The sequence below is a fragment of the Tepidicella baoligensis genome, assembly GCF_013432195.1.
GTDB lineage: Bacteria > Pseudomonadota > Gammaproteobacteria > Burkholderiales > Burkholderiaceae_C > Tepidicella > Tepidicella baoligensis.
The window spans coordinates 194,752-207,299 of sequence record NZ_JACCDB010000004.1 but is presented as its reverse complement, the minus strand read 5'-3'; the positions used below and the strand labels follow the sequence as shown (position 1 = coordinate 207,299).

Genomic DNA, 12,548 nt, shown 5'->3' with positions numbered 1-12,548 from the left:
CCGATCAGCGGTGGTACTGCAGTGCCCCGGGGTTGACGATATTGGTCGGCGTTCCCTTGATGTAATTGACCACGTTGTCGAACGCGGCGGAGAAGTACTTCTCGTAGCTTTCCTGTTCCACGAAGCCGATGTGCGGCGTGCAGATGCAATTCTCCAGGCGCAGCAGGGCATGGCCTTGCAGAATGGGCTCAGACTCGAACACATCGACCGCTGCCATGCCGGGGCGGCCGCGGTTCAGGCCGGCGACGAGCGCATCGGGTTGAATCAATTCGGCGCGCGACGTGTTGACCAGCAGCGAGGTCGGCTTCATCAGGCTGAGATCGTCCAGCGAGATGCAGCCCACGTTGTGTTCGCCCAATCGCAGGTGCAGGCTGAGCACGTCCGACTCCTGAAACAGCGCGGCCTTGGAGGGGGCCACCTCGTAGCCATCGGCGGCGGCACGCTGGCAACTGGCTTGCCCGCCCCACACGATCACCCGCATGCCGAAGGCGCGCCCGTATCCGGCCACGATCTGGCCGATCTTGCCATAGCTCCAGATCCCAAGCGTCTTGCCGCGCAACACCATGCCGATGCCGAAGTTCGGCGGCATGGCGGCCGCCTTGAGACCCGACTGTTGCCAGGCGCCATGCTTGAGATGGGCCACGTATTGCGGGATGCGCCGCATGGCCGCCATGATCAGCGCCCAGGTCAGCTCGGCCGGTGCCACGGGCGAGCCCACCCCCTCGGCCACCGCCACCCCGTGTGCCGTGCAGGCCGCCACGTCGATGTGCCGGCCCACGCTCCCGGTTTGCGAAATCAGCCGCAGCTTGGGCAGTTTCTCGATCAGTTGGCGGGTGATATGGGTGCGTTCACGAATCAATACCACGATGTCGGCGTCACGCAGACGGACCGAGAGTTGCCCCACCCCCTTGACGTTGTTGGTGAACACCTTGGCGGGATAGGGTTCGAGCTTGGCCGCGCAGGGCAGTTTGCGCACGGCATCCTGATAGTCGTCAAGGATCACGATGTTCATGCGGCTATTGTGCCTGTGTCCGCTGCGGTGCCGGGCGGGTTCGAGCGGGTGACTGCGGGTTTGCGGGCTTTCGCTTACGATTCGTCACATGTCAAGCATGTCCCTCGGCGCTTCGTCGCCACCTCCTTCCGTTCCTTGGCGCGAAGACGCGCGTGTCATGGCCCTGGTGGGTCTGGCGCACGGCATCTCGCATTTCACCCATCTGCTGCTGCCCCCGCTGTTTCCGGTGCTCATGAGCGAGTTCGACCTGTCGTTTTCCCAGGTCGGTTTGCTGATGAGCGTGTTTTTCGTGATCTCCGGCCTGGGCCAGGCCAGTGCGGGCTTCGTCGTGGACCGATTCGGGGCGCGGCCCGTGCTGTTCGGCTCCCTGTTGCTGTTCACCGCCGCGGCGTTGACCGCCTCCATGGCCGACGGTTACGCGGCGCTGCTGCTGGTGTCGGTGCTGGCCGGTTTGGGCAACGCGCCGTTCCACCCGGTGGACTTTTCCATTCTCAACCAGCGGGTTTCGGCCCCGAGGCTGGGTCATGCCTTCAGTGTGCACGGTCTCACCGGCAACCTGGGCTGGGCGGCGGCACCGGTGTTTCTGGTCGGCATCACGGCACTGGCCGACTGGCGCGCCGCCTACCTGGCTGCCGCGGTGATGTACCTGGCTGTGCTGGCCCTGCTGTGGTGGCAGCGCGACCACCTCGAGACCGAGGTGGTGATTCGCCCCCCTGGCGCCACGCGGGGCAGTGACCTTGCCTTCATGAAGCTGCCGGTGGTGTGGTGGTGTTTCGCTTTCTTCCTGTTGTCCACCATGACGCTGGCGGTGGTGCAGACCTACTCGGCCTCCATCCTCAAGGCGGTGCATGCGGTCAGCCTGGAGGCCGCCACGTTCACGCTCACCGCTTACATGCTGTGTGGCGCCCTGGGCATGGTGCTGGGGGGATTCGTCGCGGGCAAGGCCACACACACCGATCGTGTGGTGGGTGGCTGCATGGGCGCCGGGGCCTTGCTGATGTTGCTCGCCGCCACCGGATGGATGGGCGGCACCGGCACCATGATCGTGCTGGCGATCACGGGTTTGGCCGTGGGTGTTGCCGGGCCCAGCCGCGACATGATGATCCGCCGTGCCACGCCCAAGGGGGCCACAGGCCGGGTGTACGGCACGGTCTATTCCGGGCTGGACGTGGGCTTCGCCATTTCGCCGCTGATTTTCGGTGCCTTCATGGACCGGGGCTGGTACGGGGTCACGCTGGCCGGCGCGGCGGTGGTGTTGATGCTGTCGGTGTTCGCGGCATTGGGTGTGGGTCGGCGCACGGCGGAGGTGCAGGCATGAATGCCCAGGTTGCTGCCCCCCGTCTGGCGGGTCATCTGCTGGTGGAATGCCTGATCGAACAGGGCGTGACCCATGCCTTCGGGGTACCGGGCGAGAGCTACCTGGCGGTGCTCGATGGCTTGCACCACCATGCCGATCGCCTCCGTTTCGTCATCAACCGGCAGGAGGGCGGGGCCGCCTTCATGGCCGAGGCACACGGCAAGCTGACCGGGCGTCCGGGTGTGTGTTTCGTCACGCGCGGGCCGGGCGCCACCAATGCGTCGATTGGCGTGCACACGGCGTTCCAGGACTCCACGCCCATGGTGCTGTTCGTGGGCGACGTGGCCAGCGACTGCCGCGACCGCGAGGCCTTCCAGGAGGTGGACTTCTTCCGCTTCTTCGGGCCGCTGGCCAAGCGGGTGGAGCGCATCGACGATGCCCGCCGCATCCCGGAATATGTGGCCCGCGCCTTTGCCACCGCCCTCAACGGCCGGCCTGGCCCGGTGGTGCTGGTGTTGCCCGAAGACATGCTCTCCCACCCGGTGGACGGTGCGCCCTTGCCGCGCGTGGAGCCGGTGGAAGCCTGGAGCGACCCCGGTTCACTGCGCCGACTGCGCGAGATGCTGTTGCAGGCGCAGCGCCCGCTGGTGCTGGCCGGTGGCGGCGGATGGACCCCGCAGGCCGCCCAGGCGCTCGAACGTTTCGCCGAGAACTGGCAACTGCCGGTGTGCAACACCTTCCGGTTTCAGGACACGTTCGACAACCACCACCCCTTGTACGCAGGGGATGTGGGCCTGGGCATCAACCCGGCACTGGCGCAACGCATCCAGCAGGCCGACCTGCTGATCGCCATCGGCCCCCGGCTGGGCGAAGCCACCACCGGGGGCTACACCTTGATCGAGGTGCCGCGCCCCCGGCAGAAGCTGGTGCACATCCACAGCAGCGCCGAGGAGTTGAACCGGGTTTATCAGGCCGATCTGGCCATTTGTGCGAGCCTGTCGGCTGCCGCGCGCAGCCTGGAGACGCTCACCCCACCGCCGCAGGTGCCGTGGGGCGACTGGGCGCAAGGCTGCCATGCCGACTACCTGGCCAACATCGACGTGGCCAACGGCGGCGTGCAATTGCCCGGTGAGATCGATCTGCCCCAGGTCATCCACACGCTGCAGCGCCTGTTGCCGGCCGATGCGGTGCTGACCAACGGCGCGGGCAATTTTGCGAGCTGGTTGCATCGCTTCTACCGTTACCCGGGCTTGGCGCGCGGCCACAAAACCCAGCTCGCGCCCACGAATGGCGCCATGGGCTATGGCGTGCCGGTGGGCGTGGCCGCGGCCATTGCGACCGGGCGCACCGTGTTCACCATCGCGGGGGACGGCGATTTCCTCATGAATGGGCAGGAGTTGGCCACGGCCACGCAGCACGGTGCCAAGACCATCGTGTTGCTGCTCAACAACGGCATGTACGGCACCATCCGCATGCACCAGGAGCGCGAGTACCCCGGTCATGTGGCGGGCTCTTCACTGCACAACCCCGATTTCTGTGCCCTGGCCCGGGCCTACGGCTATGCGGCCGAGCGCGTCACCTGCACCGCCGACTGGGAGCCTGCGCTGCGCCGGGCCCTGGAGGCGCCCACCGGCACCCTGATCGAGATGCCGCTGGACCCGGAGGTCATCACCACGCGCGGGACGCTGGACGCGATCCGTCAGGCCGCCTTGCGCAGGCAGCAGATGTAAAACGCGTCGGTGCGGTCGCTGGGGAGGATGCGCAGCGACTGCGCCAGGCGCGGGTCCAGCGCCCGACCTTGCCAGTGGCTCAGGCCGGCCAGGGTGGGCAGCGTGTCCGGTCGGGTGGGCAGCGTGATGGCTTCGACAGCCGCATCGGCTTGTTCGGCGAGCAGCCCCTGCACCGTGAGCTCGTTTTCTTCCGGCGACAGGGAGCAGGTGCTGTACACCAGCCGTCCGCCGGGCTTGAGGGCCGCCCAGGCCGAGCGGATCAGTCGCGCCTGCAGGCGCGCACTCTCTTTGACCTTCTTGGGGCTCCAGTGGGCCCACGATGTGGGGTCCAGCCGGGTGAATTGGGCCTCGGAGGAGCAGGGCGCGTCCAGCAGCACGCGGTCGAAACGTTCGGGCGTCAGCTTGCCGACCACGGCACCGTCCTTCAGGTAGGTGTGCACATGCCCGGCGCCCAGTCGCTGCAGGTTGGCCTTGAGCCGGTGAAACCGCGCCTTCACCGGCTCCACGGCGGCGAGCCGGCCCATGCCTTGCATGCGGGCCGCGATGTAGCTGGTCTTGCCACCGGGTGCGGCCGCCAGATCGAGGATTTCTTCGCCGGGTTGCGGGTCCAGTGCCCAGACGGCGGCCATGCTGGAGAGCCCTTGGATGTAAATCCGACCGTCACCCGCCGCCGGGTGGTGGGTGAGGTGTTCGCGTTGTGCCGGGGGGACGAGGAATACGCCGTCCACGCCGTCGAGGGCCTCCAGATTGAGGGCAGGCTGAGCCATGAGCTCGGCCAGGGTGTCTGCTGGATCGGCCTTGAGCGTATTCAAACGGAAGCTGGTCCAGTGCGGGCGGGTGTAGCTGGCGTCCACCATGGGCCGTTGCGAGGCGGGCACCACCGCGTCGAGCAGGTGCAGAAAGGCTTCGGGCAACGGGGGCAGCCCCTCATCCGGGCATGACTGGGTGCAGAGGTCTGCGCTGTGCTGGGCTGGATCAGAGTGCGGCCGCATTTTGCAAGTCTTCGATCAAGGCGGCCACTTCGAGCCAGGCTTCCTCCGTTTCGGCGAGCGCCTCGTCCACGGCCTTGAGGCGCTTGCCGACCTGTGCCAACTCGGCCTGGGTCAGGTTGCCTTGCAGACGTGCATGCAGCTCGGCTTGTTCGGCCTGCAAGGCTTCCAGTTGCTGTTCCAGGGCGTCGCGGCGCTTTTTGTGGGGCTTCAATTGGTCCGCCAGTTGCTGGCGGCGCTGGGCTTCGAGCTTGCGTTGTTCGCCGGGGGGCAGGCGCGGGGCGTCTGGCTGGGCTGTCGCAGGCGTGGAGCCGTTGGCCGGGCGGGCGCTTTCTGCCTGCCGGCCCGCACCTGACGGCTCCTGCGCCGTTTCGCGTTTTTGCTTGGCCACATCCAGCAGGTAACGCTGGTAGTCGTCCAGATCGCCATCGAAAGGTGCGATGCCACCGTGCGAGACCAGCCAGAACTCGTCGCATACCGAGCGCAGCAGCGCCCGGTCGTGGCTGACGAGCATGACCGTGCCCTCGAATGCGTTGAGTGCCACGGCCAGTGCTTCCCGGGTGGCGAGGTCCAGGTGGTTGGTGGGTTCGTCGAGCAACAGCAGGTTGGGGCGCTGCCACACGATCATGCACAGCACCAGCCGGGCTTTTTCGCCGCCGCTCATGGTGCCCACGGGCTGTTGCACCATGTCGCCGCTGAACTGGAAGCGGCCCAGGAAGTTGCGCAGGTCCTGCTCGCGCAGGGCCTGGCCGGTCAGGGCGCCCGCCGCTTCGGTCTCGCGGGCCAGCCGGATCATGTGGGCCAGTGGCGTGTCGTCGGGGCGCAGCACGTCCAGCTCCTGCTGGGCAAAGTAACCGATGCGCAGACCCTTGCCTTCGGTGAGCGTGCCGCCCAGCAGGGGCAGGGCGCGCGCCACGGTTTTCACGAAGGTGGATTTGCCTTGGCCGTTGGCGCCCAAGATGCCCAGGCGCTGGCCGGCCTGCACCGAGCGCGTCACGTTTTGCACGATCACGGTGTCCGCGCCGGTGTCGCTGCGGTAGCCGAAGCGCGCCTCACGCAGGCTGAGCATGGGGTTGGGCAACTGGCCTGGATCGTCGAAGGTGAAGCTGAAGTCGGCATCGGTCAGGACCGGCGCGATGCTCTCCATGCGCTCCAGGGCCTTGATGCGGCTTTGCGCCTGCTTGGCTTTGGTGGCCTTGGCCTTGAAGCGGTCGATGAAACGCTGCAGGTGGGCGATCTTGTCTTGCTGGCGGGCGAAGGCGGCCTGTTGCTGGCGGATCTGCTCGGCCCGCATGTCTTCGAAGCGGCTGTAGTTGCCGCCGTAGCGGGTGAGTTTGCCGTTGTCGATGTGCAGCGTGACCTGCGTGACGGCGTCCAGGAATTCGCGGTCGTGGCTGATGACCAGCAGCGTGCCTTCGTAGCGTTTGAGCCAGCTTTCCAGCCAGACCAGGGCGTCCAGGTCCAGGTGGTTGGTGGGCTCGTCGAGCATGAGCAGATCGCTCGGGCACATGAGGGCGCGCGCCAGTTGCAGCCGCATCCGCCAGCCACCCGAAAAGCTGTTGACCGGGCGCTCCAGCTCGCTCGCCTGAAAGCCCAGCCCCATCAGCAGCGCCTGGGCGCGGGCGGGGGCGTCGTGGGCACCGGCGTCGTGCAGGGCGGTGTAGGCGTGGGCCATCGCCTCGCCGTCGCCGCTGGCTTCGGCGGCGCGGACCTGCTGCTGCGCATCGCGCAGGCGGGTGTCGCCGTCGATCACGAAGGCGGTGGCGGGCTGGTCCGTCTCGGGCATGTCCTGGGCCACCTGGGCCAGGCGCCACTGGCGCGGCCAGGTGAAGTCGCCGCTGTCTTCGTGCAAGTGGCCTTGCAGCAGCGCAAACAGGCTGGACTTGCCAGCGCCGTTGCGGCCCACCAGGCCCACCTTTTCGCCGGGGTTGAGGGTGACGCTGGCGCGGTCGAGCACGACCTTGGTGCCGCGCCGCAGGGTCACGTCGCGCAGGGTGATCATGCCGCGCCTCCGCTGCGCTGACGCGTGGCTTGCCAGTCTTGCAGCGCTTCGCGGGTGAGCAGCAGCACCGGGCCTTCGCCCGAGGTCGTTTCCGGCCAGTAGGCGAGCAGGGTGGGGAAGGCGTGTTCGAAGTGCTCGCGCTCGTTGCCGATTTCGAGCACCAGCACGGCGTGCCCGTTCATGTGCTCCAGGGCATGGTCCAGCAAGTGGCGCACGAAGTCCATGCCGTCGTTACTGCCGCTCAACCCGCCATCCAGTGAAATCACCGGTTCGGCGCGGTATTCGGGGGGCAGGGCCGCCATGCGGGCGCGGCTCACATAGGGCGGGTTGCACAGGATCAGGTCGTAGCGGTCGGGCACATTCGCCCAGCCGTCGGACTCGATGAGGCGAATGCGCTCCTGCAGGCCGTGCTTGTCCACGTTGATGCGGGCCACGGCCAGGGCGTCTGGCGAGATGTCGGCGGCGTCCACCGTCACGTCGGGCCAGGCGAGCGCGGCGAGTACCGCCAGGCTGCCGTTGCCCGTACACAGGTCCAGCACGCGGCGGGTGTGTTCGCCGAGCCAGGGGTCGATGCTCTCGGCCCCATCGGCGTTGGCGATGAGTTCGGCGAGGAAGCTGCGCGGGATGATCACCCGCTCGTCCACGTAAAACGGCACGCCTTGCAGCCAGGCTTCGCGGGTGAGGTAGGCGGCGGGCTGGCGTGTCGCGATGCGGCGCTCGATCAGGGCCAGTACGCGGGCTTGCTCATCGTGGTTGACGGGTCGGTCTTCCAGTGCCGACAGATCGCTGTCCAGCGGCAGGCCCAGCGACCACAGTGTGAGCCACGCGGCCTCGTCGCGGGCGTTGGTGGTGCCGTGGCCGTAGGCGAGCTGGGCCGTGTCCAGCAACGTGGTGGCGCGTTCCAGCAGCGCGCCCAGTGTGGAATGGGCATGCACGGGATTGCTCACGGTGTGGTCTCGTCCATGGCCGGCACGCCCGCCAGGTTTTCCAGCACGCGCCGGTAGATGGCCGTCAGCGGCTCGATGTCGGCCACGGTCACGCACTCATTGACCTTGTGGATGGTGGCGTTCGGCGGGCCCAGTTCGATGACCTGCGGGCAGATCTGCGCGATGAAGCGCCCGTCGCTGGTGCCGCCGGTGGTGGAGAGTTCGGTTTCGATGCCGGTTTCGGCTCGGATGGCGTCGCGCACGGCATCCACCAGCGTGCCGGGTCGGGTCAGGAAGGGCAGGCCGCCGACGGTCCAGGCCAGGTCGTAGTCGGCGCCGGCCTGCAGGCCGTGGCGGGCCAGGATGTCGGCCACGCGCTGCTGCAAGCCCTCGGCCGTGCTTTCGGTGGAAAAGCGGAAGTTGAAGTCCACCACCACGGCGCCGGGGATGACGTTGCTGGCCCCGGTACCGCCGTGGATGTTGCTGACCTGCCAGGTGGTGGGCGGGAAGTGATCGTTGCCCCCGTCCCAGCGGGTGGCGACCAGTTCGGCCAGGGCCGGCGCCAGCATGTGGATGGGGTTGCGCGCGAGGTGAGGGTAGGCAATGTGCCCTTGTACGCCTTTGACGGTGAGCTTGCCGCTCATGGTGCCGCGCCGGCCGTTCTTGATCATGTCACCCGTGCGCTCGACCGAGGTGGGCTCGCCCACGATGCAATAGTCCAGCCGCTCGCCGCGTTTTTGCAGTTCGCGGCACACCACCACCGTGCCGTCGTTGGCCGGGCCTTCTTCGTCGCTGGTGAGCAGGAAGGCGATGTTCAGCGGGGCTTGCGGGTGGGTGTCGATGAAGTCCTCACACGCCACCACCATGGCCGCGAGCGAGGTTTTCATGTCGCTGGCGCCACGGCCATAGAGCTTGCCATCGCGGTGGGTGGGGGTGAACGGATCGCTCTCCCATTGGTCCAGGGGGCCGGTGGGCACCACGTCGGTGTGGCCGGCAAACACCAGCGTGGGGGCGTCTGGTGACACCGTGCGCTTGGCCCACAGGTTGGTGACGCGGAAATCGGCGGGGCCGCTCTCGATGGTTTCGCACACGAAGCCCAAGGGCATCAGCCGGGCGGAGATCAGGGTTTGGCAGCCTGCGTCATCGGGGGTGATGGAGGAGCGGGCGATCAGCGCCTCGGTCAGGCGCAAGGTGGCGGTCATGGGCACTATCAGATGGCGATGTCAGAGGTTGACATCGAGGGTGAAGTCGGAAAACGAGGGGCCGGCCGCATCGGTCGAAGGTGTCTCGGCCGTGGCAGCCGCCGCGGAGCGGCTGTGAGAAGCGGGGAACTGATTTTGCAAGCGCCACATGAGGTTGGTGGGCGAATCGGCATACGACAGGCCTTCCTTGCGATCGACCTTGCCCTCCACGATCAGGCGGGCGATGTCTTCCTCGAAGGTCTGCGACTCCTCGGCCATGGATTTCTCCAGCGCTTCGCGCACCCCGAAAAAGTCGCCTTTCTCGATGAGTTCGCTCATCAGGCGGGTATTGACCATGACTTCCACCGCCGGGATGCGGCCGCCGTCGATGGTGCGCATCAGCCGCTGCGAGACGATGGCCTTGAGCGCCGAGGCCAGGTCGTTCAGCATGGACGGGCGCACCTCCACCGGGTAGAAGTTGAGGATGCGGTTGAGTGCCTGATAGCTGTTGTTGGCGTGCATGGTGGCCAGCACCAGGTGGCCGGACTGGGCGTAGGCGATGGCTAGGGACATGGTTTCACGGTCGCGGATCTCGCCGATCAAGATCACGTCCGGGGCCTGGCGCAGCGCGTTCTTCAACGCCACTTGCAGCGATTCCGTGTCGGTGCCCACCTCGCGCTGGTTGACGATGCACTTCTTGTTTTTGAACAGGTATTCGACCGGGTCCTCGATGGTGAGGATGTGCCCCGACACGTTGGCGTTGCGGTGGTCGAGCAGGGCGGCGAGTGTGGTGCTCTTGCCCGAGCCGGTCGAGCCGACGACCAGCATCAGGCCGCGTTTGGCCAGGATCATGTCGGCGAGCACCGGCGGGATGTTGAGCGACTCGATGCTCGGAATTTCGGTGCTGATGAACCGGATCACCACGGCGCAGCTGCCGCGCTGCTTCATGGCACTGACCCGAAAGCGCCCAACCCCGGCCAAGGGCACGGCGATGTTGAGCTCACCTGTGCGCTGGAACAAGTGCATCTGCTCGTCGGTCACGATTTCCGACAGCAGTTGCAGCGGCCCGTCTGCCGGCAACGGCTGGGCGTTCATCGGGGCGCATACGCCGTTGATTTTGATCAGCACCGGCGAGGCGGCGGACATGTACACGTCGGAGGCTTTCTTGTCCCCCATCAGGCGCAAAATCCGCTCCATCGTACCCATGTCAACCCCCTCCGGTGCTGGTGAATCAGTCCCGCAGCAAATCGTTCAGGGTGGTCTTGGCGCGGGTCTGTGCATCCACCCGCTTCACGATCACTGCGGCATACAGGCTGTATTTTCCGCCTTCCTTGGGCAGGCTGCCACTGATCACCACCGAGCCGGCCGGTACGCGGCCGTAGCTGATTTCGCCTGTGGCGCGGTCGTAGATCGGCGTGCTCTGGCCGATGTAGACGCCCATGGAGATGACGGAGTTTTCTTCGACGATCACGCCTTCGACGATCTCGGAGCGCGCACCGATGAAACAGTTGTCCTCGATGATGGTGGGGTTGGCCTGCAGGGGTTCGAGCACCCCGCCCAGGCCCACGCCGCCGGACAGGTGCACATTCTTGCCAACCTGGGCGCAGGAGCCCACGGTGGCCCAGGTGTCCACCATGGTGCCTTCATCGACGTAGGCGCCGATGTTCACGTAGCTGGGCATGAGGATCGCGCCTTTGGCGATGTAGCTGCCGCGGCGCGCCACCGCAGGCGGCACCACGCGCACGCCGGTGGCGGCCATTTCCTGCGGGCTCAGGTGGGCAAACTTGGTGGGCACCTTGTCGTAGAAGGCCAGATCGCCGGCCTGCATGATTTCGTTGTCCTTCAGGCGGAAGCTCAGCAGCACCGCTTTCTTGATCCACTGGTGCACGGTCCACTGGCCCACGGCTTCGCGGGTGGCCACGCGCAGCTTGCCCACGTTGAGCTGGCGGATGACTTCTTCGACCGCATCCTGCACCTCCTGGGGTGCCGTGGCGGGGGAGATCTGGGCGCGGTTGTCCCAGGCGTTTTCGATGATCTGTTGCAAAGGTAGGGTCATGGTGGGGAACCGTCAGGCGGATTGGATGAAACGGGTGATACGGTGCGCGGCTTCGACGCATTCGCTGGTTTCGGCGACCAGGGCCATGCGCACCCGGTGGCGTCCGGGGTTGTGCCCCTGTGCCTCGCGGGCCAGGTAGCTGCCGGGCAGTACCGTGACATTGTATTGGGCGTACAGCTCACGGGCGAACAGGGTGTCGCGCTCGGGATGATGGCTGTGGTCCAGGCCACCGAAGCGCGTCGGCACCCCGGCCCAGAGGTAGAAACCGGCATCCGGCAGGCGCACGTCCATCACCTCCGCGAGGAGGGGCGTGACCGCCGCGAACTTGGCCCGGTACTGTTGCCGGTTGTCGCGCACGTGGGCCTCGTCCAGCCAGGCGGTGGCACTGGCGGCCTGTACGGTGGTGCTCATTGCGCTGCCATGGTAGGTGCGGTAGAGCAAGAAAGGGCGGATCAACTCGGCGTCACCGGCCACGAAGCCGCTGCGCAGGCCGGGCACGTTGCTGCGTTTGGACAGGCTGGTCAGGCTGATGAGCCGTCGGAAGTCCGTGCGGCCCAGCGCGTGCGCTGCCTGCAGAGCGCCCAGAGGCGGTTCGTCACGGAAGTAGATTTCGCTGTAGCACTCGTCGGAGGCGATGACGAAGCCGTAGCGGTCGCTCAATGCGAACAGTTGTGCCCATTCCTCCAGCGGCATGACGGCCCCGGTCGGGTTGCCTGGAGAGCAGGTGTACACGAGCTGGGTACGGGCCCACACCTCGGGTGGTACGCTGGACCAATCGGTGGCGAAGTTGCGGGCAGGGTCGCTGGGAGCGAACCAGGGCTGGGCACCCGAGAGGTAGGCGGCCCCCTCATAGATCTGATAGAAGGGGTTGGGGCATACCACCACCGGCTCTGCCCCCGTGGCGAAGGCGCGAGGGTCCACCACCACCTGTGCCAGCGCGAACAGCGCCTCGCGCGAGCCGTTGACGGGCAGGATCTGCGTGCCGGGGTCCAGGCTCAGACCATAGCGATGCCGTAGCCAAGCGGCGCAGGCTTGCTTGAGTTCGGGCGTGCCGGCGGTTGCCGGATAGGTGGCCAGTCCGCCATAGGGCGACTGAATGGCCTGACAGAGCCGGTCTTTCAAGAAGGCGGGCGTCGGGTGCCGGGGCTCACCGATGCCCAGGCTGATTGGACGGTAGGCCGGGTTGGGCTGCACGCCCGCGAACAGTTGTCGCAGACGCTCGAACGGATACGGTTGCAGGCGGGTGAGCAGAGGGTTCATAGCCCGCGATGGTAGCGCGCTGGCGCTGCCCGCACCGGCATCCGGGACCGGTGCTGAGAGACTAAACTTCCGGTTTTGTCGTCTGTCAGATGCAC

General features: G+C 66.8%; 10 protein-coding genes. 2 read left to right on the top strand and 8 right to left on the bottom strand.

Annotated elements, in window-relative coordinates:
* Positions 1-4: 4 nt before the first annotated feature.
* Positions 5-1,012: a D-2-hydroxyacid dehydrogenase family protein gene (locus HZS63_RS06995; RefSeq protein ID WP_180683329.1), complete on the bottom strand. Its 1,008-nt coding sequence runs from the start codon at positions 1,010-1,012 to the stop codon at positions 5-7.
* A 97-nt stretch (positions 1,013-1,109) separates the two neighbouring features.
* On the opposite strand from HZS63_RS06995, the gene HZS63_RS06990 reads away from it, so the two are divergent.
* Together HZS63_RS06990 and HZS63_RS06985 are read left to right on the top strand one after the other, a co-directional pair.
* Complete coding sequence (locus HZS63_RS06990; RefSeq protein WP_425505928.1) at positions 1,110-2,330, top strand: MFS transporter; 1,221 nt, start codon at positions 1,110-1,112, stop codon at positions 2,328-2,330.
* On the top strand, positions 2,327-4,039 hold the full coding sequence (locus HZS63_RS06985) for a thiamine pyrophosphate-binding protein (protein WP_180683328.1): 1,713 nt from the start codon (positions 2,327-2,329) through the stop codon (positions 4,037-4,039). Before HZS63_RS06990 ends, HZS63_RS06985 begins: the two co-directional genes overlap by 4 nt.
* On the opposite strand, the gene HZS63_RS06980 is transcribed toward HZS63_RS06985, so the two are convergent.
* From HZS63_RS06980 to dapC, 7 genes are all read right to left on the bottom strand, one after another.
* Complete coding sequence (locus HZS63_RS06980) at positions 4,009-4,953, bottom strand: RsmB/NOP family class I SAM-dependent RNA methyltransferase (protein ID WP_219339112.1); 945 nt, start codon at positions 4,951-4,953, stop codon at positions 4,009-4,011. The genes HZS63_RS06985 and HZS63_RS06980 overlap by 31 nt on opposite strands.
* A 61-nt stretch (positions 4,954-5,014) precedes the next feature.
* The gene (locus tag HZS63_RS06975) at positions 5,015-7,030 is read right to left on the bottom strand and encodes an ABC-F family ATP-binding cassette domain-containing protein (RefSeq protein ID WP_180683326.1); all 2,016 of its coding nucleotides are present in this window, start codon (positions 7,028-7,030) and stop codon (positions 5,015-5,017) included.
* Positions 7,027-7,977 carry a 50S ribosomal protein L3 N(5)-glutamine methyltransferase gene (gene prmB, locus HZS63_RS06970; RefSeq protein WP_425505926.1) on the bottom strand — a complete coding sequence of 317 codons (951 nt, stop codon included), beginning with the start codon at positions 7,975-7,977 and terminating at the stop codon, positions 7,027-7,029. The genes HZS63_RS06975 and prmB overlap by 4 nt, the downstream gene beginning before the upstream one ends.
* Complete coding sequence (gene dapE / locus HZS63_RS06965) at positions 7,974-9,158, bottom strand: succinyl-diaminopimelate desuccinylase (protein WP_180683325.1); 1,185 nt, start codon at positions 9,156-9,158, stop codon at positions 7,974-7,976. The genes prmB and dapE overlap by 4 nt, the downstream gene beginning before the upstream one ends.
* A gap of 21 nt (positions 9,159-9,179) precedes the next feature.
* Positions 9,180-10,343, bottom strand: coding sequence for a PilT/PilU family type 4a pilus ATPase (locus tag HZS63_RS06960; RefSeq protein WP_180683324.1), 1,164 nt, complete (start codon positions 10,341-10,343; stop codon positions 9,180-9,182).
* Positions 10,344-10,368: 25 nt separating this feature from the next.
* Positions 10,369-11,193, bottom strand: coding sequence for a 2,3,4,5-tetrahydropyridine-2,6-dicarboxylate N-succinyltransferase (dapD, locus tag HZS63_RS06955; protein WP_180683323.1), 825 nt, complete (start codon positions 11,191-11,193; stop codon positions 10,369-10,371).
* A gap of 12 nt (positions 11,194-11,205) precedes the next feature.
* A complete protein-coding gene (dapC, locus tag HZS63_RS06950) occupies positions 11,206-12,453 on the bottom strand; it encodes a succinyldiaminopimelate transaminase (protein WP_180683322.1) in 1,248 nt (415 codons plus the stop codon).
* Between the last annotated feature and the right edge of the window lie 95 nt (positions 12,454-12,548).